The following is a 25454-nucleotide window of genomic DNA, read 5'->3' on the forward strand; positions in this document are numbered from 1 at the left end:
ATCGTTTAAAATTTTAAAGATCATCGATCAATGCTGTTGATTTCGCATAAGCCGTCGAGCGTGCTTCAAAGAAATCCGTCTTCACCATATTGGCGTTTGAATACTGAGATACCCATTTCATTGTCTCCGGCTCTCTTTCACATCCCGGGTATATCGGGGCATATCCAAGGCTTTTCCATCTCAGATTGCCGAGATAACGGATATAATCTGTTATCATCTTTTCGTTCAATCCCGGCACTTCATTTCCGATCACATAACATGCCCATTCGATTTCCTGGCGAACCGCTTCCATAAGCAGTTCTTTCATCTCTGACACCATATGATCGTCAAACAGCTCCGGATGTTCTTTGCGAAGTTCGATGATAATATTACGGAAAAGCCATAAATGCGTATTCTCATCTCTGTTAATATACCGGATCTCCTGAGCAGATCCCGGCATTTTTCCGTTCCTGGACAAATTATAGAAAAACATAAAACCGGAAAAGAAATAGATCCCTTCCAGAACAAAATTTGCCATCATCACTTTCACTAAAGTCCGCGCATCTTTTTTTACCTGAAATTCATTATAGCATTCCCCTATAAATGTATTCCTTTTCAACAGATGTTCGTCTGTTTTCCACTGGTATAAAATATCCATTCTTTCATCAGGCGAGCAGATCGTATCAAGCATATAAGAATATGACTGTGAATGTACACATTCCTGAAACGTCTGAATGTTCAGACAAAGATTCACTTCATTTGCCGTAATATATTCTCCGACGCAGGGCAGATTTGCCGTCTGAATCGAATCAAGAAATACGAGAAAGGACAAAATTTTATCATAGGCTTTCCGCTCCGCCGGCGATAGATTCGGGTAATCTTTTATATCCTGCGACAAGTTGATTTCCTCCGGTATCCAGAAATTATTCATTGCCTGACGATACCATTCGGATGCCCATGTATATTTCAAATTATTATAATCATTTAAATTAGTTGTATTCCCGCCGATCATGCGGCGTTTCAGTACGTCCGTATCTCCGTCCGGATTAAAAAGCGGTTTGTGCGGAAGCGGTTTTTTTATATCAAATTGCTGCATAGTCGTCTCCTTTTTCTTTTTGCCGGCAGCAAAAAGCGACTTCTTGTTTTCTAGGAAGAACAAGACTCACACTCTTCTACTTCCAGCGATTTTGACCTTACATAGTATACTGTTTTTACGCCGCATTCCCATGCCTTTAAATACAGGTTAAGCACTTGGCGCATTGTATAATCGTTTGTTATATAAAAATTCATCGACTGAGCCTGATCCACATGTCTTTGTCTGACTCCGCATGCGCGTACAGACCAATTCTGATCAATATGATGTGCGTTTATGTAATACCAATACGTCTCCGGGCTAAGATCAGGCGCAACTCTGGGAAGCATAGATCCCTTTTTCTCTTCCAGGAAATACTTGTTCATAACCGGATCGATCCCCGCTGTCGTTCCCGCGATAATGGAAGTGGAACTTGTCGGCGCGATCGCCAAAAGATATGCGTTTCTCATTCCCTGTCTGTGTACTTTTTCCCTTAGCTCCTTCCACTCATCCGAGCAGTATCCCCGCTTTTCAAAATAGGCTCCGCTCTCCCAGTCCGATCCTTCAAAATATCGGTAAGAACCTTTTTCTTTCGCATAATCACTGCTTGCTTCAATGGCCGCATAATTAATCTGCTCAAACAATTTATCAACAAACGCCAAATGTTCTTCCGACTGCCATTTGATCTTATTTTTCGCAAGCATATGGTGATATCCGCTTACCCCAAGACCTATAGATCGATATGTATGGTTTGTGATCTTTGCGTAGGGAACAGGATAAAAATTCAGATCGATCACGTTGTCAAGCGCCCTGACAACCGTACGCACAACTTTACGGACATATGCAGGATCATTTACCGGAAGGTTACCAAGTGACAAAGACGCCAAATTACAGACGACAAACTCTCCTGCTTTTGTTGTATTGACGACTACTGTGTCTTTGTCTTCTGTCTGTATTTTTGTTTCAACCGTAGAAATCGCGGACATATTCTGCGCAATTTCCGTACAAAGATTAGAACAATAAATCATTCCTTTGTGAGGGTTTGGATTCGCACGGTTCACTGTATCTCTGTTAAATGCAAACGGAGTTCCGGTCTCCGCCGCTGATTTGATGATCAGACGGATCAGATCTTTCAAAAGAACTGTCCTTTTCTTAATTCTTGCATCATGAACACAATCCCAATAGCGGCGCTCCCATTCTTCTCCGAAACTATCTTCCAAACAATATCCTTTTACCGTCATGATCTCATGCGGGCACATCAGATACCAGTCCTGATCCAGGTTTTCTCCTGCCATTTTCCAGAACAGATCCGGATAACAGACTGCCGGAAATACATCGTGCGCTTTCATTCTCTCATCGCCGTTATTTGTCCGAAGCTGAAGGAATTCCGGCAAGTCTCTGTGCCATGCATCGAGATATACCGCGACCGCTCCCGCTCTTACCCCAAGCTGATCTACCGCAACCGCAGTATCATTCACGATGCGGACCCAGCGTATCACTCCGCCTGCCGCCCCTTCAAATCCTCGTATCATACTTCCCGATGCACGTACTTTCCCGAAATACAACCCCATTCCGCCGCCGTATTTGCTTACCATGGCAAAATTATCAATCGACCGGAAAATTCCTTTCAAACTGTCGGGAACAGTGTCAATAAAACAAGAACTAAGCTGATGAAACGGCTTTCTTGCATTTGCCAGAGTCGGAGTCGCCATTGTCACTTCTAATTTAGAGAGCATATCGTAAAACTCTCTCACCCACATAAGTCTGATCTTTCTTTTCTCATTCATCGCAAGATGAAGGGCAATCCCTAAGAACATCTCCTGCGGACTCTCCAGCGGAACATGCCGATGTGTTGAGATCACATATCTCTTTATGAGAAGATCCAATCCCGAATAGTTAAACAGCCTGTTTCTTTCTTTGCATATATAACTCTCCGCTTCTACGATCTCTTCTTTTGAGTAATTTTCCATGATATAAGAACCGTACAGTCCTTTTTCTGTCAGGTAAACAATCTTTTCATACAGATCTGAAATCCCGATCGATTTCTCTTCTTCTTTCAATTTTTCCGAAAAGCGAAAATCAAGCAGCCATCCTGCGATCATTTCCCAACGCGGCGCTTCCTGACTTGTAAGTTCCGCCGCCGCTTTGATCAGCGCGTCGAATCTTCCCCCATCGTCCATATCCGTTTTCAAAAATCCCGAAAATTTCTCAAAAAGAAGTTCCAATGAATAAACTTTTTCCGGAAATTCTGTGTGTATGTCATATAAAAGCTTTTCCAACCGTTCTTGAAACTGCAAAGTACGGCACACAAAGCTGTCTGTTATCAAAGTCATTCCTTTTTTCTCAAGTGTTTCTGTCATCAATTCCTCCTTTTTTCTTCCTGTATCTTTTCCTCATTTTCATGAAGACCTAAAACGCCTTCTACAAGAATCTCAACATCATTAAATATATAATCAAATGCTCCTGCCTGACACATATTGATCAAAACCATTCCGACCGGCACTGACAAGATCATCCAGAGTAATCCTCCTGCTTTATAGCCTACATACAAAAGCAGCAGGGTAACAAGCGGATTCAGTCCGACACTGTCGCCAACCATTTTCGGCTGAAGGAGCTGTCTTACAACCTGTGTGATCACATAGAGGACGACCAAAGATACCGTCATCTTGTAATCACCCATAAAAAACTGATACACAGCCCACGGTATCATCGCTGTTCCGGTTCCGAAAAACGGAAGGAAATCAAGAAATGAGATCAAAAATGCCACAAGAACAAAATATCCGATGCCCATAAATCCAAGTCCTGCCGCTAAAATCAAAAATACGACTCCCATAATCTTAAACTGCGCTTTAAAATATCCGCCTAATGCATATTTTAAATTATCCGAAACAAGAGTCATCCTCTTTTGAACCGATACAGGCGCAACTTTTTTCAGCCATGCAAGCACATCTTCCCTCTGAACAATGAAAAAATATGCCGACATAATAGCTACGACAAACGAAACAAGATAATACGGAACTCTTTTTGCAATATTTCCTGCGGCAGATACAGTCGGTTCACTGATTCCCGATACAACTTTTCCCATATATTGATCAAGATTCGACGCAACTGTGTTCCATCCGTTCTGCACAACCTCGGGAAGCCTATCGAATACTCCCGAAAGAGTATCTCCGATCTGACTCAACCCGCTTTCCAGTTGTGCATATATCGACGGAAAATCTCTGACTAAGCTGGCGACTTCCAGAATGAGCCGGCTGATGCCAAGATAGAGTATACCGACGATTCCTCCTAGAACGAGGATAACGATCAACGCCGAACCAAGCTTTTTCACTATACGCAGCCGCTTTTCCAGCCAGTTTACAAGCGGAGCCGCCACTGCGGAAATAATCCATCCGATCACAAACGGCATAAGAAACCCGATCGCTTTTATTCCGATGATCACAAATGCAGCCGTCGCTGCCAGACTAAAAAGCAGCCGTATGCCGACCTGCCAATAAGGACGTTTATTCTCCATCCTGCGCCTCCACATTAAAACATTCCGCTTCAATCAGTTCCCATATATCCTCTTTTCCCTGTTTCGACACCGAGGAAAAAGGTAGCACTTTTGTTCCCGGAACAAGATCCAGACCTTGTTTAAGCATTTTTACATGTTTTTGTATCTGACTTCTCTTAATCTTGTCAAGCTTTGTCGCAATGATAATCGGATGATAACCTTGCTCTACGATCCATTGATACATCATTCTGTCGTTCGCCGACGGATCATGTCTGATATCAATCAGAAGAAATACTGCTTTTAACTGCTTGGAACTGTGCAGATAACGCTCGATCATCCGCCCCCACTGCTCTTTTTCTTTTTCCGAAACACGGGCATATCCATATCCCGGAAGATCGACAAGGTACATTTCATCATTTATATTATAAAAATTGATCGTCTGTGTTTTCCCCGGTGTCGCCGAAATACGAGCGTAAGATTTTCTATTCATCAAAGCATTGATCAAGGAAGATTTTCCTACGTTTGATTTTCCGGCAAATGCGACTTCCGGCTTGTCATTTTCCGGCAGCGTACTCGTAATTCCGCACACTGTTTCGAGATTAATATTTTTGATTACCATAATGAACTTCCTTTCATTTTCGTTTTCTGCCCATAGCCGCCTTCAGCACTTCATCCATGCTCTCTACAAACAGAATTTCCATTCCTTTTGTAATCTCCGCCGAAAGTTCTTCTACATCCGCCTGATTTGCTTTCGGAACGAGCACCGTTTTTATCCCGGCGCTCTTTGCAGCCAGAAGCTTTTCTTTCAAACCGCCGATAGGCAGCACGCGCCCTCTCAGCGTCACTTCTCCGGTCATAGCCAAATCTGCCCTGACTTTCTTTTCTGTAATTGCCGAGAGCATCGCCACTGCCATTGTTATTCCTGCCGACGGTCCGTCTTTAGGTACTGCGCCTTCGGGAATATGCACATGAATGTCATGTTTTTCAAAAAAATCCGGCGAAATGGCATATTTTTTACTTACCGAACGGATATAACTGATCCCCGTCCTGGCAGATTCTTTCATCACATCTCCGAGCTGCCCCGTAAGCATAAGTTCTCCTTTTCCCGGCATTACATTGACTTCGATCTGAAGCGTATCGCCTCCGACGCTTGTCCATGCAAGTCCCCGGACAATTCCTACTTCCGCAGCGATATTTGCCATCTGATAAGTATACTTCTCTTTTCCGAGAAAACGATGGATATTTCGGTCTGTCACTGCAATTTTTTTTCGTTCTGTCGTAAAGATTTCTTTTGCAGCCTTTCTGCACACATTTCCGATCTCTCGTTCAAGCTGGCGCACTCCGGCTTCTTTCGTATAATTTCTTGCTATCTTCCAGATTGAATGTTTACTGAACGTAATCTGCTTCGGAGTCAGACCATGCTTCTCTATCTGTTTCGGAATCAAATGCTCCTCGGCAATATGGAGTTTTTCATTTTCCGTGTAACTGCTGATTTCGATCACTTCCATACGATCAAGCAGCGGACGCGGAATCGTCTGCAGCGTATTTGCCGTCGTAATAAAAAGCACTTCCGACAGATCAAGCGGAACTTCCAGATAATGATCTCTGAACTTATGATTCTGTTCGTTGTCCAACACTTCCAAAAGAGCCGAAAACGTATCTCCTTTATAGTCTGTACTCACTTTGTCGATTTCATCCAAAAGCATGACGGGATTTTTTACTCCCGCAGTCCGAAGTCCGTTAGCGATCCGCCCCGGCATTGCTCCGACATATGTTCTTCTGTGTCCTCGTATTTCCGCTTCATCTCTGACTCCGCCTAAAGAAATGCGGACATATTTCCTTTTCAAAGACCGTGCAAGCGATTTTGCGATCGATGTTTTTCCCGTACCCGGCGGTCCCACAAGACAAAGTATCGGACTTTCTCCTTTTTTTGTAAGCGCACGTACTGCCAGAAATTCCAAGATTCTCTCTTTCACCTGTTCAAGCCCATAATGATCTTCTTCCAGTACCATGCCGGCATATTCCAGATCATTATGATCCTGCGTAGAGCGGTCCCACGGCATCTCAAGCAGAGTTTCTATATATGTGCGGATCACACCGCTCTCCGCCGGTGAATTCAAAGAACTTTTAAATCTCCCGATTTCCTTTTTCAGCTTTTCTTTTACTTCTTCCGGCGCTTTTAACTTTTTCAGTTCTTTTTCAAATTCTTCTGCGTCAGATGCGGTCGATTCCTCTCCGAGTTCTTCCCTGATCAGTTTTAACTGCTCGCGCAAAATATATTCTCTTTGATGCTTATCGACTCTTTCTTTTACTTTCCGCTGTATCTCTTCTTTGATATCGATGATCTGCACTTCATTCACAAGTTTAAACGCTAGTTTTTCGTATCGTTTCAGCAGATCCGTCTCATTCAATATATCTTGCTGATCTGTGTAATAAAGAGGAATATTCGCCGCAATCTCATCTACCAGTTTCCGCAGGCCTTTCATCTCGACTAACTGGGAAACAGCTTCTTTAGACATCTTTCCGTTTTTTGCCGCGTAACTGACAAACATATCTTTCAGTCCCCGCTCCATAGCTTCTGTATTTACATCTTCCGGAAGAATCTCTTCAGAATCATCAAGAAGTTCTACATTTGCCCGTAAGTACAGATCTGTATATTCAATCTCTTTTAGTCTTCCCCGCATTTCGCCGGATACAAGCACACGCACAATATGCTTCGGCAGTTTAATGATCTGTTTGATCGTTCCTACCGTGCCGATCTCGTATACGTCCTCCATCTTAGGATCCTCTGTGTCGATCGATTTTTGTGCAGTCAAGAAAATCTTTTGTTCTTCCGCCATCGCTTCTTGTATCGCAGCAACCGACCGTTCACGGCTTACATCAAAATGAACAACCATTTCAGGCATAATAGTCATCCCACGCAAAGCTACCATCGGCAGGCTTTTTATCGTATTTTCCATGTTGTAACCTCCTGCTGTATCTCATCGCGCAGATCTTTTCCTGCGCTGTCTTATATTTTTCGGACATTTTATCGTATACATAGTAACAATCGCCGGAAGTGACAAAAGGCACGTTCCGGGATTGTAAGCAGTCGCCAAGGTCTCTGGCAAGCCAGGACTTTGGCTCGTCGCTGTTGCAAAAAGCGGGTGTGATGCCCCCCATCACACCCGTTTTACACAGTTCCCTTTTATACAGTTATCGATGTTCTGTATATTTGTTCGCAGCTATGCGCTCTGCGATGTCAAAAAAGATCTTCGCTCTTCTCCGTCTCGAAGATACAGCGGCTCGCCTTTTCCTTCTACCACATCTCTTGTGATCCTGCATTCTTTAATCGTTTCATCAGAAGGAACCTGATACATCGTATCCATCATGATCTTTTCCATGATCGCACGGAGTCCGCGGGCGCCTGTCTTTCTTTTCAGCGTCGTTTCAGCCACTGCGATAAGAGCGTCCCGATCAAATTCCAGTTTTACTCCGTCCAGCTCAAGAAGCTTCTGATACTGTTTTACGATCGCACTCTTCGGCTCTGTCAAAATGCGGATCAACGCATCCTTATCAAGCAGGTCAAGCGTAACCGTCACCGGAAGTCTTCCGATCAGCTCCGGAATCAGTCCGAACTTCACAAGATCCTGCGGAAGCACTTCCTGTAAAAGTACATCCATATCATACTCATGCTTTTCCGCGATTTCTGCATTGAAACCGATCGACTTCCTGTCAAGACGAGTCTCGATAATCTTGTCGATTCCTTCAAATGCGCCTCCGCATATAAAAAGAATATTCGTTGTGTCAATCTGAATCAGCTCCTGATGAGGATGTTTCCTTCCGCCCTGCGGAGGAACTGATGCAACCGTTCCTTCTATGATCTTCAATAAAGCCTGCTGTACACCTTCTCCTGAGACATCTCGGGTGATCGATGGATTTTCTGACTTTCTTGTGATCTTATCAATCTCATCAATATAAATAATGCCGTGCTCTGCTCTCTCAATATCCCCATCTGCCGCCTGAATAATCTTCAAAAGGATATTTTCCACATCTTCGCCCACATATCCTGCCTCTGTAAGCGCCGTCGCATCCGCAATCGCAAAAGGCACGTTCAGCACTTTCGCAAGTGTCTGGGCCAGAAGCGTTTTCCCGCAGCCTGTCGGACCAAGCATTAAAATATTGCTTTTTTGCAGCTCTACCCCGAGATCCTGTTCTGCCATAATTCTTTTGTAATGGTTATAAACTGCCACTGAAAGTACTTTTTTTGCCTCATCCTGTCCGATCACATAATCATCAAGAAAAGCTTTCATCTCTTCCGGTGTCAAAAGATTAATATCATCAAACAATTCTCTTTCGTTATAATCTAATTCCTCTTCTATGATCTCAGAACAGATTCCGATACACTCGTCGCAAATATATGTGCCGTTCGGACCTGCGATCAGCTTTCTTACCTGCGCCTGCGTTTTATTACAAAAGGAACATCTGACGATATCGTCTGTCGGTTTTCCTGCCATATTCTTTCACCTCAAAGCCAAATTAATGTTTTGCGATCACCTCGTCGATCAAACCGTACGCCTTTGCCTCATCGGCAGACATAAAATTGTCACGCTCTGTATCTGCCTTGATCGTCTCAAGTGATTGTCCTGTATTTGCAGCCAATATTTCATTCAATTTCTGTTTCGTACGCAGAATGTGTTCTGCCGCGATCTGGATCTCTGTCGCCTGTCCCTGCGCTCCGCCTGACGGCTGATGGATCATAATCTCCGCATTCGGGAGGGCAAAACGCTTGCCTTTCTTTCCGCCTGCAAGAAGGAACGCTCCCATACTTGCCGCCATTCCGATACATACTGTAGATACGTCACATTTGATATACTGCATTGTATCATAAATTGCCATTCCTGCCGTCACAGACCCTCCCGGGCTGTTGATATAAAGCTGGATGTCTTTGTCCGGATCATCCGCCTCAAGGAATAAAAGCTGCGCCACGATCACACTTGCGGACACATCGTTTACTTCCTCTCCGAGAAAGATGATTCTCTCTTTCAAAAGTCTTGAGTAAATATCATACGAGCGCTCTCCGCGGCTCGTCTGCTCGATGACATAAGGTACTAAACTCATGGTCAATACTCCTTTCAATCTGTCAGCCTTCTTTGGCACTTATAATATTGTTTGTATAAACGCCGTTTTCAACGGCCGTTCTACAGGCCAAACTGCTGCATATACATATTTTTTTGAAAAAGGTGCGCCATACAGCACACCTTTGTATCTTGCTTAACCTTCTACTGCGGCATTTGCGATCAGGGTAACTGCTTCTTGGATCGCAATGTCTTCTTTCATCTGTTTCTTTTCGTTTTCGCCCATGTATTCTTTAAGCTTATCAACTTCCATCTTATAGGAATCCGCCATCTTCTGAAGTTCCTCATCAAGACGCTCCTCGGAAACTTCGATATTCTCCGCTGCAACGATTGCCTCAAGAGTCAGTCTTGTGCGGATACGTTTCTCTGCCTCCGGCTTAAACTCTTCCATCATCTTTTCTTCCGAAAGACCTGTAAACTGGAAGTACTGTTCCATCGTCATACCCTGCTGCATAATGCGGCGAGCGAAATCGTCTACCATCTGTCTTGACTGGAAGCTGATCATAGCTTCCGGAATATCCATCTCTGCATTGGCAACTGCCTGCTCTACAGACTGGTCTTCTCTCTTTTGCTTTCCTTCGTTTTCTTTGCGCTCTTTGATCTTCGCTTTTACTTCTGCCTTATATGCGTCAACAGTCTCGCTCTTCTCAGATACGTCGGATACAAACTCATCATCGAGCTCCGGAAGTTCTTTTGCCTTGATCGAATGCACTGTACATTTGAATACGGCAGCTTTTCCGGCAAGTTCTTTCGCCTGATACTCTTCAGGGAATGTCACATTGATCTCTTTTTCTTCGTCAATGTTTGCTCCGATCAACTGATCTTCAAATCCCGGAATAAACGCTCCGGATCCGATCGTCAACGGATAATCGGAAGCTTTTCCGCCTTCAAAAGCAACTCCGTCGACAAAACCTTCAAAGTCAAGCGTGATCTGATCTTTATCCTGAACCGCTCTGTCAGTTACATCGATCGTTCTTGCATTGCGTTCACGCTCTTTGTCGATCTCCTCATCTACTTCTTTCTGTGTAACTCTTGTAGAAACTTTATCAACTTTCAGACCTTTATATTCACCGAGTTTTACTTCCGGTTTTACAGCCACCTCTGCCGTAAAGATAAATTCTTTACCTTTCTCAAGCTGTGTGATCTCGATCTTCGGCTGTGACACAAGCTCAAGCTCACACTCGTCATATGCTTTCGCATACGCTTCTGAGATCATGCGGTTTGCCGCCTCATCATAGAACACTTCCGGTCCGTACATCTTTTCGATCATCTGACGCGGAACTCTTCCTTTACGGAATCCCGGAAGACTGATCTTGCCGCGCTCTTTCAGATAAGCTGCCTGAAGCGCTTTTTCCACTTCCTCTGCCGGTACTTCGATCGTTAATTTTGCCATATTATGTTCTAATCTTTCTACCTGTAAACTCATTTTTTTCCTCCTTGAATGTGCTGACTTCAAAACTGCCTCTTCGTCATATCGCACTTATAAAAAAATATACACTCGCAGTCATTGTCATAGTATAGCATACACATCCGCATATTTCCAGTATTTTTTCGTCCAAGTTCAGACATACATGAAACACACGGGAAAAATATTTTTGCAGACTGTCTATGCATATACGATAGATTCCGCGATCTCGTTCGCTTTTTCTGTTCCGCAGAGCAGTTCTGTCAATTTCAAAGCAAATGGAATCGCCGCTCCCATCCCTCTTCCTGTCGTAACATGTCCGTCTGTAACCGCCGCCTCGTGCACGACCTGTGCACAGTCAAGTCCTTCTTCAAAAGACGGATATGCACATGCTTTTCTTCCTTTCAAAATACCAAGTTCGCTCAAAATACTCGGAGCTGCGCAAATTGCCGCAAGATACTTTTTCTTCTTATCGAATTCACCGATCAGATTCCGAAGGCCTTCATGCTCTTTCAGATTCAGCGTTCCCGGCATTCCGCCCGGAAGTACGAGCATATCCCCATCCGAAAAATCCGTCTCCTCAAACAGCCGATCCGCTTCCACAATGATTTTGTGTGCCCCGTTAATCTGTTTCTGTCCGGTAATCGAGATCGTCTCCACATCGATCTTAGCCCTGCGCATAATATCAACAACCGTCAATCCTTCAATTTCTTCAAATCCGTCCGCCAAAAAAATGTATACTTTCAAATTACTACCTCCGTATTTTACTTTTTCTTTCTTTTCCGCATTCGCTCTGCTATAATCATTATAGCTTAAAATCAGCGGCGAATTCAACTCAAAGCATTGCTCCTTGCATAGTTTTTACAGGTAAAAACCGGCTCATCGCCGCTGCAATAAAATTTATGCCGCAAAAATGCGGCGGAATGGAGAATATTTATGGAAATCGAACGAAAATTTCTTGTAGATCTTTCCGATCTTCCGTTTGATCCGAAAGATTATCCGGCCAGAAAGATCGAGCAGGCTTATCTATGTACTGCCCCGGTCGTCCGTATCCGAAGAGATAATGACGATTTTTTCCTTACTTACAAATCAAAAGGAATGATGGTAAGAGAAGAGTACAACCTTCCTCTCACAAAAGAAAGTTACTATCACCTCCTGTTAAAAGCCGACGGAAGGATCATTACGAAAACCCGCTATGTCATCCCTATCGAAAACGGCCTTTTTGTTGAACTGGACATTTTTGAAGGCGACCTTGCCCCTCTCGTTCTCGCTGAGATCGAATTTCCCGATGAAGCGTTTGCCAAAGCTTATCAGGCTCCTTCATGGCTCAAAGAAGACGTAACCTACTCTTCCGAATATCACAACAGCACCCTCAGCAAAAAAGATTGAAACAGGAAACTCATCGGCTTCAGACAATGGGCAGTTCACCCTTGTCTTTTGATTTTTCAAGTTACTATCGTTATATTATTTTTATTTTCTTCATGGACATGCGTTCTCTGTCGTGATACTATATTACAGTAAATCGTTTCTGCATCTGCTCTTTTTAGTTAGATGTACGCATACGATCACCGTTTTTACACGGCAGCTTACAGTTTAATCCGGAGGAATAAGTATCATGGGACTTTGCAACAACAGAATTGTAGTAAAAGTGGGAACATCCACATTGACAAACGACGCGGGAAAAAGTGATCTTCGCGCCATCGACCGCCTTGTCTGCACACTTGCCGACATCCAGAATATGGGATATGAGGTCATCCTTGTATCGTCGGGAGCGATCGCAGTCGGCCGTAACAAGCTGAATATGCACGAAAAGCCGGACAGCATGCGTATGAAACAGGCTGCCGCAGCAGTCGGACAATGCAGTCTGATGTATTTATATGATAAATTTTTCGGAGATTATGATAAAACAGTCGCTCAGATCCTTCTCAATGCAGAAGATATCGAGCAGGAAGAAAAGAAAGAAAACTTAACGAACACATTTGACGCCCTGCTTGAAATGGGAGTCATTCCGATCGTAAACGAAAACGATTCCGTAAGTTATAAGGAAATTGAATCCGAAGACAGACTTTTCGGCGACAACGATATGCTTTCTTCTGTCGTATCCGTTCTCTGCCGCGCTAAGCGACTTGTCATTTTTTCTGATATCGACGGTTTTTATGACAGCGACCCCCGCCTTCACCCGAACGCGAAACTGATCAAAGAGATCCGCCAGATCGATGAAAGCGTCTATTCTCTCGCAGGCGGCGCAGGATCAAGACGCGGAACAGGCGGTATGAGGACAAAACTTCAGGCTGCCGAACTTGCCGCTTCACAGGGCATCGATACGATCGTGACGAACGGAAAACACCCTGAAGCTTTGTACGATATCGTAAACGGAAAACAGGCGGGAACTTTATTTGTCGGAAATAAGGACTGCCTGTAATAAAGATATCTATGACATCTATACAGAGAAAGCAGTTTCCCGAATTCAGGTTTTTATATTTTCAAAACCTCTATCGGAAAACTGCTTTTTTCTTTTCCTCAGTTATCTACTTCAACTCTGCCTCTTTTATAAAGCTTTGTAATTCTTCGCTGTCTTTTAAAAATTTCATCTCTTCATCTGTTTCGATCGATTGAACGAGCGCTTTTTGTAACTGCGAACCAAACGACTTATCAACTTCTTTCGTCTGAATATGACGATACAAAGGCGAACTGTTAATATCCCATTTTTTCGTAAGTGATCTCAGCATCGGCAAAAGTATCTTTACCGCCTTCGCTCTTTTTTTCGTAGCCACATAAAGCTGAAACTGTGCACCGTAAGAATTATATTCCCACAGATCAAATACCTGCGCCGCCTGCTTGTCGATATCCGCAATATATTCCGCGTCTTCCATCCGCTTTTCTTTCAATGCGATCTCCATTAACGTCATCAGCGCCCCGTGAATTTCGGTTGTGGCAGACAAAAACTTTTCTTCTGTCAGCTTTGCCGCTTTTTCTAACTCTCCCTGCGCAATGTACAAATTTGCCTGAAGCTGTTCTCTGTCGAGCACCCTCTTTTTTGAAATCGTATCCAACACTTTCTGGGCCTGTTCATAATCCTGTTTTTCCATCAATTTAGAGATCAGATACGCCTGCGCCTGTTCTCTGATATCAATCCGGTCACTTTGCATTACCCGTTGAAATAAAGCTTCGATTTCCTCTTCGTATTTTTCATATGAATCAATTCTGTTTCCTTGAAACAACAGCAGGCCGTTTAGCAGCATCGCCACGTTACCGAGCAGCAGATCACAGGTAGGGTATTCTTTAATTTTCCCGATCGCAAGAGAATATCCCGCTTCAAAGCCGTCTTTTTTTGCCGCTTCAGACACTTCATTCAAAAACAGCGCAACTTCTTTCTCCGACAGATCATCCTGAAAAGACAGCAAGGTGTTCAGATCCGTATCAAGAAGCCTGGCAAGCGCCGGAAGCAAGACTATGTCGGGACACGACGTTCCTTTCTCCCATTTATTGACAGCCGGAGCCGTCACCCCAAGATAATTCGCAATCTGCTCTTGTGTAAATCCTTTTGCCAGACGGCGTTCTTTTATAATTTCATTGATTCGCATAATAATAGGCACCTCTCTTGTCTAAGCTCAAATACATGTCTAAATCAAATATAACATCTCTTCTTCACTTATACAATTAAGGCGCCGTTAATTTATCCTTATGTTTTTTTAACTGCCGGTATACCGAAATAACTTTCCCAGCCTTTATATTTTGTATGATATCCGTGATTCTCTTTTGGTCTTAAATCATTCTTTTCATCTACACGCCCCGCTCTACCTTTGGCTGCCACATGACAATCTCATTCTGACCAAGACTTTTTTTCACATCGATGACTCTTTGATTCGATGAACCTCTGAACACAAGACGGATATCTTTTAACGCCTCTACAAACTCTCCGTCCACAAGCACATCTATCATAGAGAGCATTTCATCTGTGTATTCACATCTTGCGCGGCTGTTATTTAAAAGCTGCTCATCATACAAATACCCTGTATAACACCATATATTTTTTTCAGGATAGCTCTCTCTTACTTTTCGGAGAAGTCCGACAAGCGTCTTTTGATTCTCCGGCTCAAACGGTTCGCCGCCAAGTAATGTCAATCCATTAATATAACTTGGCGAGAGCGCCTCCAAAATCTCTTTTTCCGTCTGATCTGTATATTCGCTTCCGTATTTAAAATTCCAAGTATCTGCATTGAAACATCCCGGACAATGATGCGTACACCCTGAAACAAACAAAGATACTCTTACGCCCTCACCGTTTGCAATATCACACTTTTTTATTTCGCCGTAATACACCTGAATTCACACCTTTCCTCTATACTCTCTTATCCGTTTGATCTATATATGCAATGAATCACCGGAAGTGCCAAAAGGTACATTCCGGGATTGTAATCGGTCGCCGTTAAAAAAACAGGATACCAAGCAGGGCATCCTGTTTCTTTTGATTCATTTATCCCTCTTTGTTTGTCACCCGATATTTTACAGGTGAAGCACTCTTTCTTTGATCTCCTGTGTTCTTCCCTGATTCCAGAACTGTGTTCCGATGTAACCGCATGTACGTCTTGCTACATTAAGAGTATCCTGATTGCGGTTTCCGCAGTGCGGACATTCCCACTCAAGCTTTCCATCTTCAGACGTCACGATCTGGATCTCTCCGTCGAATCCACATTCCTGACAATAATCACTCTTCGTATTCAGTTCCGCATACATGATATTATCATAAATAAAACGGATTACCTGAAGAACCGCCGGAATGTTGTCCTGCATATTCGGCACTTCTACATAACTGATCGCACCGCCTGTGGAAAGCGCCTGAAACTGGGATTCAAATTTCAGTTTGTCAAACGCATCGATCGGCTCACATACATTAACGTGATAACTGTTCGTGATATAACTCTTATCCGTCACACCCGGAATAATACCGAATCGTTTCTGAAGGCATTTTGCAAATTTGTATGTCGTACTCTCAATCGGAGAACCGTAAATACTGAAACCTATATTTGTCTCCTCTTTCCATCTGTCGCACGCTTTATTCATGTATTTCATTACGTCAAGCGCAAATTGTGTAGCCGACGGATCTGTGTGCGATTTTCCCGTCATATATTTCACACATTCGTAAAGTCCGGCATATCCAAGAGAGATCGTAGAATATCCGCCATAAAGCAGATTATCGATCTTCTCCCCTTTTTTCAGACGTGCCAGCGCGCCAAACTGCCAAAGGATCGGAGCCGCATCCGAAAGAGTTCCTTTCAGACGGTTATGTCTGCACATAAGAGCCCGGTAACAAAGATCCAGTCTCTCGTCAAACACTTTCCAGAATTTGTCCTCATCTCCGCCGGAGGACAATGCTACGTCCACAAGGTTGATCGTCACAACTCCCTGATTAAAGCGTCCGTAAAACTTATAATTTCCGTTTTCGTCTTTCCACGGGCTAAGAGCGCTTCGGCATCCCATAACCGGGAAGCAGTTTCCTTCTTTTAGTTCTTTCATCTTTTTCTCGGAAATATAATCCGGAACAAGACGTTTTGACGTACATTTTGCCGCAAGCTCCGTCAGATAGAAATACGGAGAACCTTCGTCGATATTATCTTCTTCAAGCACATAGATCAGCTTCGGGAACGCCGGCGTCACCCATACGCCCGCTTCGTTTTTCACGCCTTTATAACGCTGCTTTAACGTCTCTTCGATGATCATCGCAAGATCTTTTTTCTCCCGCTCATCTTTCGCTTCGTTCAAATACATAAATACTGTAAGGAACGGAGCCTGACCATTCGTCGTCATAAGCGTGATCACCTGATATTCGATCGTCTGAACGCCTTTTATGATCTCTTTTTTTAAGCGGCCTTCCACAATATCATTGAGCACCTGCTTCGGATAATCGATCCCTACCATTTCCATTTCCTGAAGGACTTCCGCACGGATCTTATCTCTTGATACCTGAACAAACGGCGCGAGATGCGCAAGCGAAATACTCTGTCCGCCATACTGGTTGCTCGCCACCTGTGCGATGATCTGTGTCGCAATATTACATGCCGTTGAAAAGCTGTGCGGTTTCTCTATCATTGTTCCGCTGATGACCGTTCCGTTCTGGAGCATATCTTCCAGATTGACAAGATCACAGTTATGCATATGCTGCGCATAATAATCCGAATCATGAAAATGGATGATACCCTCTTTATCCGCTTCGACAATATCTTCCGGCAAAAGCATTCTCTGCGTCAGGTCACGGCTGACCTCTCCTGCCATATAATCTCGCTGCACGCTGTTGACCGCCGGATTTTTATTGGAATTTTCCTGTTTGACATCTTCGTTATTGCACTCAATAAGTGAAAGGATCCTGTTGTCCGTCGTATTTGCCTTACGCACAAGCGATCTCTTATAACGATATCTCACATACCGTTTTGCCAGTTCAAATGCTCCTGTCGCCATGATCTGGTCTTCCACAAGATCTTGTATCTCTTCAACCGAAACCGCACGGTTCAGTTTATTGCACTTAAACTCGACAAACTCCGCAATATCTTCTATCTGCGAATCGGTCAGACTTCTCCCTTCCGATGATGAATCCGCTTTTGTCACTGCAATTACGATCTTCTTAATGTCAAATACTTCTTCGGCTCCGTTTCTCTTGATAATCTTCATATTTCGCCTCTCCTCATCTATCTTTTTTTCAGATGCTTTTCCGCTTTCTCCGCCTTTTTGCGTATTTCACGGAACATTTTCCTCATGTCTTGCATCGCACGGCTGTCATATCCCGTGCTGTCTAAAATCTATTCTAATACAAAATATAGTATAATGCAATCCCCAAAACACATGATAATGTATTTTCAGAACAAGCCTGTTTTTATGAAAGATTGTCGTTTTTAAGGGAATATTTCCGTTTCCTTTTACACAAATAAACTTCACAAATAAAATTATCTGTCACTTTCCCGCAATCCGAATCCCAAACCTGTTAAATCCGACAGATTTCAAGCAAATATAAAAAATCATCTTATCGCTCACAAAACAATCGCTCATCATAATATAAAAAGATATCAAAAATAAGACCGCCTGTAGCGGAAAAGCCATTTTCCCACTGCAGACAGCCTTATATACTGTACAGATCTTTTTGTATTTACAATCTTTATTATGTAATCTTATCTGCTTATTTGCTTTGCTTTTTTTGTCTTGCGAAATAATCTTTCGTCTCTCTTACGACAACACCGCTTAACGCCAAAATCGCGATCAAGTTCGGAAACGCCATCAGCGCATTAAAAATATCCGCGATATTCCAAACGGCCGCAACCGTCATATATGGTCCGATAAATACTGCAAGAATATACAACCAGCGGTACCCTTTTACTACGGATTTATTTCTGTTAAAAAGATATTCGATACATCTCTCACCATAATAGTTCCATCCAAGTATTGTAGTGAACGCAAAAAATACAAGGCAGAGCATCAGTGAGAACGAAGCTACGATCGGAGGGAACGGCAGGCCTTTTTGGAATGCCGCCACCGTAATTTCAACGCCTTCCAGTTCCGGGTTCATCCATGTACCCGCTATCACAATGGAAAGGCCTGTCATTGTACAAATCACTATCGTATCGATAAATGTTCCTGTCATAGACACAAGTCCCTGACGAACCGGCTCTTTTGTCTTTGCCGCCGCTGCTGCGATCGGCGCACTTCCAAGACCGGATTCATTTGAGAAAATACCACGGGCGATTCCTTTTTGCATCGCAACGACCATTGTTCCCATTGCCCCGCCTGCCAAAGCGCTGCCCGTAAAAGCTGATTTTATAATAGATACAAGCGCTGCCGGAACAGCCGTAATATTTGTAATAATAATGATCGCTCCAAGCGCCACATAAAGCACTGCCATAAACGGAACGACAATTTCCGATACTTTCGCGATTCTTTTAATTCCGCCGATCACGACAAGGCCGACACAAAGTGTCAAGATCAACCCAGTCACAACCGTAGCCATCGTATAGTCATGACCAAAGGCAGAAAAAACAACGTTTGATGACTCTGGATCAAAGAAGTTTTTCACCGCTGACGAAATACTGTTTACCTGCGTAAAAGTACCGATACCGAAAAGGCCGACACCGGCTCCGAAAAATGCAAAGATTTTAGCCAGCCATCTCCAGTTCTTTCCCATTCCGTTTTCAATATAGTAAAACGGTCCTCCGAGAACATGTCCGTCTTTGTCGATCGTGCGATATTTGATAGCCAGAAGACCTTCGGCATATTTTGTAGCCATTCCGAAAAACGCCGCGATAACCATCCAAAACAGCGCTCCCGGACCTCCTGCTGCCAATGCAGTTGCGACTCCTGTGATGTTTCCCGTTCCGATCGTTGCCGATAACGCCGTACAAAGCGCTCCGAAACTGGTTACTTCACCCTGTCCGTCCTCTTCATTTTTAAACATAAACTTTAGGGCTTTCCCGAGATGTCTTATTTGTAAAAGACCCAGCCGGGTTGTGAGAAGAAATCCTGTAAACAGGATCAGAATGATCAACGGCAGACCCCACACCGCTCCGTCGATCACCTTAATGATTTGGTCGATTTGCTCTAACATTCCTTTATACCTCCATCCTTTTGCCTGAGAGACTCGCGGCGTCTGCCTTAAAAACAGAATATACCGCTTACACCTTCGGCGCTCTTTCACCGGCCTCGCCACAGCCGATAAAGAGACTCTCCTGAGTTTTCTCTTTCGCGCTTTAACACGACATAGTTCAGAATAACATGGAAAGTATAAAAAAGCAAGAAAAATCGCCCGAACCTCAAACGATCCGAGCGATTTTTCTATTTATAAAGGCTTTTGCAACCTTCTTTTATACCGTGCCTTGCGATCGACACAATTACTGACGACGTCTTTTTCTCTCAAAAAATGCCGCTGCCGCTGCAAATAATCCGAAGATACCTGCCGCTCCCCATCCAAAGAAGGATGTCGCGTCTCCCGTCTGAACAGCCTGACCTTTATTCGGTGCACCCGGGTTCTTATTGTCCGTTGTTCCTGGGTTCTTATTGTCCGTTGTTCCCGGTTTCTTCAAACCATCCATCGCTGTCTGAAGACTTGTCTGTGCCGCGTCAACTTCCGCCTGACTTGCATCTTCTTTTGCAAGAACAGCCTGCGCTTCTTTTAACGCCTCTGCAAACGGCTTCCATGTTTCAGATGTATAATCTTTCTCCTTCAAAACCTCTGCTTTTTCAACTAATGCCGTCAAGTCAGCTTTATTTACTTCAACTTCTTCGTCTTGGAATCTTCCCATCACACGGATCTCTGCCGCTGCCGAGAATTTATTTGCCTCATCTCCTGTAGTCGCAGTCGGTACGAGTTTTACGTCTGTTACATCTTTCACTTCTTCAAAAGCAACCGCCTGCCATCCGGTTCCTCCGAAGCTTGCATCCGCTACTTTTTCGTAGTCGGCAGCGCCTGCTTTTTTCACCCAGATTTCCGCTTCCCTGATAATACCGTTTCTTCCGCTTCTCTGCTGAAGTCTTAATCCGCTTACTGTCGCCGGTTTATCTAATTGCAGATTTAACCAGTGGTTTTCAATCGGTGTTCCTGCCCATACAGTATGCCAAATTGTATCGGCATTACCGTCTAAGACGTTGCTTGCAGGTCCTTCTCCGCCTTCCTGCGCCTGCTCGCTTCCTGCTGTAGCAGTCATCTGCTCTTTCGGAAGATCTTTGGAATCATCTGTCGCATCGATTCCAGCCGAGTTATCCATCGTAACCATAGCAGCTTTTAATTCATAGTATGCTTTCTCGATTTCATCCTGTGAAGCTCCCTCTTTGTCAAGAACCGCTTTTGCTTCTTTAAGTACGTCCTGGAAGCTGCTCCAAATTTCCGGTCTGTAATCGATTTCTTTATACTTTTCTTCTGCTTCTGCAACTAATGCGGCAAGTTTTTCCTTTGTAACTTCTTCTGTTACTTTTTCGATCACGAGGTTGTCAAGAACAAGCTCTTTGTATCCGCCGAAGTTCGCCTCTGCCGCATCCGGACTCACGCCTTGAAGATCCGGAGCCTTCTCTGTAGAGTAGATACCGAACCATGTCTGTCCTGTGGAATCTCCCGTAACCTGCATTGTAAAATGTCCGTCTTTCTCTTTTCCCATGCTCATCGGAAGTTCTTTGAGCTGAACGTTTCCGTTATACTCGCCGACACCGACTGCAGCCGCGTAAATTCCGTCGCTGCCCGCCTGATAATCAAAGCTTACATTGTATGTCACACCAGGCTCGAAACGGAAGTTCTGCGGGATCGTCTGGTATGCCAGCGTAGATCTCTGTGTCAGTCCGTTGATCTTCACAGACCAGTCTCCGTCAAGAACATCATCCATCTTCTTCACATCCCATCCTGCCTGTGTGTACTTGTCATGTCTTTCAGAAAGATGGATTCTGTTATCCTCTACTCCTTCAATTCCTCCGACTACGAACGGGTAAAGTCCCTGTACGCTCTTTTCAAAATTCTGTTCAAATTTTACAACTTCGCCCTTCTCGTTTGTCGTAATGTTCTTAGAATCGTTTTGCACGATACGGATATCATCGAAGTATGAAGATCCTTCTCCTGCTTCCCTTGCGATCGTAAGAGTCACATCTCCTGATTTCGGCGCTGTAAAGAATATATACATATTCTGGAAATAGCTGCTTCCGTCTACTGTCGAACTGTTTGTATTATGTGTATATGCTTTTACATAGTTCTTAGCGATAGAACGTGTTGTGTAGTTTGATCCAAGTACTTTATCGCCTGATTTAATTTCTACAGATGCTTTGGCGTCGCTTCTGTTATCTACGCCTACTAAAACAGCATACTGTTTTCCTGCTTCCAGATCTGTCAGTTTCTGTGTCATAGAAACTTTTCCGTCCAGTTTCATCATCGGATTGCTGTGCTGGCTCTTTGCGATCTGCGCTGTTCCTTCGCCTGCTTTTGTCCACATATCAAGGCTTCCACTGTTGAATCCTGCATCTACGATATGCATTCCTTCACTCCATGTCACTTTGATATTTTCTTTTTCGCCTTTGCATACTACATACGGAACTTCTGATTCTGCTTCTAATGTGATCTTACCGTCAACAACATTGACCGTCTTCTCCTCTGTCTTTCCGAGATCTGTCAGTTTGTATACTTTGACGTCTTTTAAGTCTGCCCAACTGTCCGGAAGCTCCCACTGTGTTGTTCCGCCCTGCGTATTCCAGTGGTACAGCTTTTCATCTTCTGATTTTACTTTTTCTCCTGTCTTCGCATCCCAGATCCACGGCAGCAGATAAGACTCTGTTCCTTTTTTGTTTCCGTTGCGGATATCGTCGTCTGTTCTGTCTCCCTGTGATACCGCGCCTCTTGCGATCACTTTTCCGTCCAAAGTCATCGTTCTGTCTCTGTATGCCGCCTGAGCCGGATCGTTTGATCCCCTCTCAAGAACAAGCGTAGATCCATCTTCATCTTTCAAAGTGATCTTCATTTCAGGCGTCCAGTTTACCGCTCCGCCTACGTTGACCGGTGTTCCGTCTTCCCAATCTACGATCTGATAATGCTGGATGAATTTTGTCGTCAGGTCATGTGTGTAAAGATTCGTAATATACGCGTCATAATCGTTACGTCCCTGCCATCCTTCAAAGTCTTTCATGTTATATCCGCCAAGAAGAGGAGCAACCGCCGCGCCTCCGTAAGTCGGATAATCTCCTACCCATGAATCTTTCTGGTGGTTACGCAGGAAACGCATCACATCACTGTTCTCTCCTTTTGCGCCTTCCCCGCCATATGTAAGGTCTGTTGCCCAATGTTGGAATGTAGAGTCATACTCGTTTGCTCCACCCCATTCGTTGGACATACGCCATCCGTTGTCATTAATCTCTTTGGACAGCTTACGGGTCTGCTGGGAATCATCATTGTCACTTCCCGTATTATTTCCCCAAATATCTACATAGATGAAGTCAAGCATATCTTTTCCGTCGCCGCCGAGGATCTCATGAAGTTCATCAAAGCGCGCTTCTCTTTCTCCTGTGGCAAGGTCATAGATACTGTCAAGTCCGATTCCCTGATCGATCCAGTTCCATCCATAACGAAGACTTCCGTCCTTATTACGGCGAACATTATCATCCTTAAACGCTTTTGCTTCCGGATACATCTCGCCTGCATTGACATGGATACCGAATTTTGCTCCGTAATCCGCGCCTTTTTCAAGCAATGTCTTCATATCTTCCGGTCCGCCGATTCTCTTTCCTATATCTGCGTAATCCGGATGCGCCGAGTCATGTCCTTCATTCGCATAACCTTTCAGCAGGACAGATTGTCCAAGACCGTCTGTGTGCATTGCCACACGTTTTACGTTATCTAATGTTGTCAGGAACGGATTCTGCGCGTGAGAACCGAAGTTCATCGCAATACGGTACGCAACCAATTCCGGAACTTCCTCGCTCTTGAACGGATTGTTCATAATATCACGGAATGCAACCGCTCCGTCCTGCCAGTCAACATTTTTATCGCCGTTGCAGTTTCCTGTGATCACGACTTTCATCTTCGGATTTTCTGTCTCTTCCAAAACCCATGTCCGATTATGAGAATCTGTCATCACTCTGTGCCAGTACCATGCAGAACTTCCAAGTCCCATCGATACATAGCCGTCTTTTTTCTCTGAAACAGACATAACTCTTGTATTATTAGATCCTCCGGAAGAACTTGCCCCCGCATTACGGCCTTCATACTCGGAGTTACTCCAAAGTCCGGCGCTCATCTCATTATTAGAAACGAAAGCATACATGTAATCTCTTTCGCGAGCCGGCGTATTTGCCTTTACTTCTACATATTCGTCACCGCTTACCTTTGTTTGTGTGGACATAGCAGCGCCTATTAAATTGGCATTTTTCTGTGTACTGTTTACAGATACAAGACTGTGATTCGGGATTTCGATCGTCTGGATCGGATTTCCCACCTTGCCGCTTTCCAATGCTGTGCCCGGTTTTCCTTCTGTCAGCTTATTTTCCACTTTCGTAATTTCAAATGAAACCGTATTGTCTTTTGCTGTCAATTCTGCCGTAAGAACTGCGTCAATATGTTTTTCTTCATTTTTCACAGTCATCTCATACGTTGCTTTGTCACCCTTGATCGTTGCTTTTACATCACCTTTGGAAAGTTTCACATCTGTTCCGTTGATACGCACCGTATTGATAGCCGAAGTCTGACCGTAGAACGTCTTGCCGTTTAAATCGCCCTTTTTCATCTCGTATTTTACAACGCTCGGGAAATTCTTCGCTACATAAACGTCCATATCCGCTGTAGAAAGCTTCTCTGTCTCTATCTCTGCTGTCTTTTCCAGTTTTACGGCTTTTGCTTCCACGTTGCCTTCTGTTACAGTTACAGATGTCGTCGCCGTCTGATATCCTGCCTTCGTAATCGTCAGCTCATGCTTGCCGGCTCCTAACTGTAAGGAATATTTTCCGTCTTTATCCGTTTCAGCCGTCAGATTTCCTGTCGTTACAACCGCGCCTTCCAACGCTTTTCCACTCTCATCTGTTACACTTCCCGTAACAGTATATGTAACCGCTTCTTCCTGACCTGTATAATGAATATCCTTCAAAAGAACATCTGAACCGATCTGACCCCAAGAACCTGCTTTGATCGCAATTTTGTTTCCGAGAGAATCTGCGATACCGGAAAAGTCTTCTTTATCAAACACAACTTCTCCGTTGAGCGTAAACGTCATCTTATGGTCTGCTGTCCAGTCGATGCGAACCTTTACTTCCTGATCTTTCGTCGGCGCAGGTTTTCTCGTCTGCTGATAATAGTCTCCGTTGCCGCCTTTGTATTTCTGCCAGAACCAGCCGCCATTGTCATATCCTATGTACATACCGTTTTGATCCGTATTATATCCGAGGTAAACGCCTACTCTGTCACTGTCGCTTATTCCTGTATTTGCATTATTTGATTTTAAAGTAAATGAAAAATATCCCGGCTTGTTAAAATCAAATGTATTTGGATTTACAACCATCTGCGGTCTTGTTCCGGGATTATTCCGATTGCCCGCAGCTGATTTAATATGCAGCCAGCCATTTTCCACAGTGACTGTGTCTCCGTCTGCTTTGTTATCCTGAGTCCATGCATCATTGATCCCATCTTCTAAAGCTGCTGTTTTTTCTGTAACATCAACTTCTTCGGCAGATGCGGTCTGAATGTTTGACGGAAGCATAGTACCTGTCATAGATGCAACCATCACAAGACTCAAGAGTCTTAAGACTACTTTTCTTTTCATACCTTTTCTCCTTCCCTTCAGGCTGATTTTATATTTCAGCCAATATATCACATCCTCCATTATAGCAAATTACCAATTTTTTACAATGTATTATTCATATTTTTAGCGTTTTTTTGTCTATTTCTTATCT

General features: G+C 43.9%; 16 protein-coding genes and 1 riboswitch. Of the genes, 2 read left to right on the top strand and 14 right to left on the bottom strand.

The window, feature by feature from the left end; all coding sequences use genetic code 11:
- Positions 1-13: 13 nt before the first annotated feature.
- The 9 genes from ACH9UM_RS06540 to ACH9UM_RS06580 form a co-directional block, all read right to left on the bottom strand.
- Complete coding sequence (locus ACH9UM_RS06540) at positions 14-1075, bottom strand: ribonucleotide-diphosphate reductase subunit beta (protein ID WP_004845558.1); 1062 nt, start codon at positions 1073-1075, stop codon at positions 14-16.
- A 50-nt stretch (positions 1076-1125) separates the two neighbouring features.
- Positions 1126-3384 carry a ribonucleoside-diphosphate reductase subunit alpha gene (locus tag ACH9UM_RS06545; RefSeq protein ID WP_227070187.1) on the bottom strand — a complete coding sequence of 753 codons (2259 nt, stop codon included), beginning with the start codon at positions 3382-3384 and terminating at the stop codon, positions 1126-1128.
- Between the two features lie 26 nt (positions 3385-3410).
- Positions 3411-4565: a sporulation integral membrane protein YtvI gene (gene ytvI, locus ACH9UM_RS06550; RefSeq protein WP_004845556.1), complete on the bottom strand. Its 1155-nt coding sequence runs from the start codon at positions 4563-4565 to the stop codon at positions 3411-3413.
- Entirely contained in the window at positions 4555-5163 is a 609-nt protein-coding gene (gene yihA, locus ACH9UM_RS06555) for a ribosome biogenesis GTP-binding protein YihA/YsxC (protein WP_004845555.1), read from the bottom strand. The genes ytvI and yihA overlap by 11 nt, the downstream gene beginning before the upstream one ends.
- A 13-nt stretch (positions 5164-5176) precedes the next feature.
- Positions 5177-7504, bottom strand: coding sequence for an endopeptidase La (gene lon / locus ACH9UM_RS06560; RefSeq protein WP_004845554.1), 2328 nt, complete (start codon positions 7502-7504; stop codon positions 5177-5179).
- Positions 7505-7768: 264 nt separating this feature from the next.
- Positions 7769-9040 (bottom strand): ATP-dependent Clp protease ATP-binding subunit ClpX, encoded by a 1272-nt coding sequence (gene clpX / locus ACH9UM_RS06565; protein ID WP_004845552.1) that lies wholly within the window; start codon positions 9038-9040, stop codon positions 7769-7771.
- A 22-nt stretch (positions 9041-9062) separates the two neighbouring features.
- Entirely contained in the window at positions 9063-9644 is a 582-nt protein-coding gene (gene clpP / locus ACH9UM_RS06570) for an ATP-dependent Clp endopeptidase proteolytic subunit ClpP (protein ID WP_004845551.1), read from the bottom strand.
- A 153-nt stretch (positions 9645-9797) separates the two neighbouring features.
- Positions 9798-11087, bottom strand: coding sequence for a trigger factor (tig, locus tag ACH9UM_RS06575; RefSeq protein WP_004845548.1), 1290 nt, complete (start codon positions 11085-11087; stop codon positions 9798-9800).
- 180 nt (positions 11088-11267) lie between these two features.
- Positions 11268-11900 (bottom strand): DJ-1 family glyoxalase III, encoded by a 633-nt coding sequence (locus ACH9UM_RS06580; RefSeq protein ID WP_009242284.1) that lies wholly within the window; start codon positions 11898-11900, stop codon positions 11268-11270.
- 102 nt (positions 11901-12002) lie between these two features.
- On the opposite strand from ACH9UM_RS06580, the gene ACH9UM_RS06585 reads away from it, so the two are divergent.
- Both ACH9UM_RS06585 and proB read left to right on the top strand, forming a co-directional pair.
- Positions 12003-12455, top strand: a complete 453-nt coding sequence (locus tag ACH9UM_RS06585) for a CYTH domain-containing protein (protein WP_004845546.1) — start codon at positions 12003-12005, stop codon at positions 12453-12455.
- Between the two features lie 226 nt (positions 12456-12681).
- Positions 12682-13488, top strand: a complete 807-nt coding sequence (gene proB, locus ACH9UM_RS06590) for a glutamate 5-kinase (RefSeq protein WP_004845545.1) — start codon at positions 12682-12684, stop codon at positions 13486-13488.
- A 106-nt stretch (positions 13489-13594) separates the two neighbouring features.
- On the opposite strand, the gene ACH9UM_RS06595 is transcribed toward proB, so the two are convergent.
- The 5 genes from ACH9UM_RS06595 to ACH9UM_RS06615 form a co-directional block, all read right to left on the bottom strand.
- Complete coding sequence (locus ACH9UM_RS06595; protein ID WP_004845544.1) at positions 13595-14650, bottom strand: helix-turn-helix domain-containing protein; 1056 nt, start codon at positions 14648-14650, stop codon at positions 13595-13597.
- A 199-nt stretch (positions 14651-14849) separates the two neighbouring features.
- Complete coding sequence (gene nrdG, locus ACH9UM_RS06600) at positions 14850-15389, bottom strand: anaerobic ribonucleoside-triphosphate reductase activating protein (RefSeq protein WP_009319848.1); 540 nt, start codon at positions 15387-15389, stop codon at positions 14850-14852.
- A 183-nt stretch (positions 15390-15572) separates the two neighbouring features.
- A complete protein-coding gene (gene nrdD / locus ACH9UM_RS06605) occupies positions 15573-17732 on the bottom strand; it encodes an anaerobic ribonucleoside-triphosphate reductase (protein WP_004845541.1) in 2160 nt (719 codons plus the stop codon).
- 502 nt (positions 17733-18234) lie between these two features.
- Positions 18235-19653: a sodium:alanine symporter family protein gene (locus ACH9UM_RS06610; protein WP_004845539.1), complete on the bottom strand. Its 1419-nt coding sequence runs from the start codon at positions 19651-19653 to the stop codon at positions 18235-18237.
- A 2-nt stretch (positions 19654-19655) separates the two neighbouring features.
- Positions 19656-19787, bottom strand: a riboswitch (glycine riboswitch).
- Positions 19788-19936: 149 nt separating this feature from the next.
- The gene (locus ACH9UM_RS06615) at positions 19937-25324 is read right to left on the bottom strand and encodes an endo-alpha-N-acetylgalactosaminidase family protein (protein ID WP_118445051.1); all 5388 of its coding nucleotides are present in this window, start codon (positions 25322-25324) and stop codon (positions 19937-19939) included.
- Positions 25325-25454: the final 130 nt, after the last annotated feature.

It is taken from the genome of Mediterraneibacter torques (assembly GCF_044591705.1).
Classification (GTDB): Bacteria; Bacillota; Clostridia; order Lachnospirales; family Lachnospiraceae; genus Mediterraneibacter; species Mediterraneibacter torques.

Bases quoted from the DNA above. Each gene is read 5' to 3' on its own strand.
- ACH9UM_RS06540 (WP_004845558.1), bottom strand. From the start codon at position 1,075: ATGCAGCAATTTGATATAAAAAAACCGCTTCCGCACAAACCGCTTTTT.
- ACH9UM_RS06545 (WP_227070187.1), bottom strand. From the start codon at position 3,384: ATGACTTTGATAACAGACAGCTTTGTGTGCCGTACTTTGCAGTTTCAA.
- ytvI (WP_004845556.1), bottom strand. From the start codon at position 4,565: ATGGAGAATAAACGTCCTTATTGGCAGGTCGGCATACGGCTGCTTTTT.
- yihA (WP_004845555.1), bottom strand. From the start codon at position 5,163: ATGGTAATCAAAAATATTAATCTCGAAACAGTGTGCGGAATTACGAGT.
- lon (WP_004845554.1), bottom strand. From the start codon at position 7,504: ATGGAAAATACGATAAAAAGCCTGCCGATGGTAGCTTTGCGTGGGATG.
- clpX (WP_004845552.1), bottom strand. From the start codon at position 9,040: ATGGCAGGAAAACCGACAGACGATATCGTCAGATGTTCCTTTTGTAAT.
- clpP (WP_004845551.1), bottom strand. From the start codon at position 9,644: ATGAGTTTAGTACCTTATGTCATCGAGCAGACGAGCCGCGGAGAGCGC.
- tig (WP_004845548.1), bottom strand. From the start codon at position 11,087: ATGAGTTTACAGGTAGAAAGATTAGAACATAATATGGCAAAATTAACG.
- ACH9UM_RS06585 (WP_004845546.1), top strand. From the start codon at position 12,003: ATGGAAATCGAACGAAAATTTCTTGTAGATCTTTCCGATCTTCCGTTT.
- proB (WP_004845545.1), top strand. From the start codon at position 12,682: ATGGGACTTTGCAACAACAGAATTGTAGTAAAAGTGGGAACATCCACA.
- ACH9UM_RS06595 (WP_004845544.1), bottom strand. From the start codon at position 14,650: ATGCGAATCAATGAAATTATAAAAGAACGCCGTCTGGCAAAAGGATTT.
- nrdD (WP_004845541.1), bottom strand. From the start codon at position 17,732: ATGAAGATTATCAAGAGAAACGGAGCCGAAGAAGTATTTGACATTAAG.
- ACH9UM_RS06610 (WP_004845539.1), bottom strand. From the start codon at position 19,653: ATGTTAGAGCAAATCGACCAAATCATTAAGGTGATCGACGGAGCGGTG.
- ACH9UM_RS06615 (WP_118445051.1), bottom strand. From the start codon at position 25,324: ATGAAAAGAAAAGTAGTCTTAAGACTCTTGAGTCTTGTGATGGTTGCA.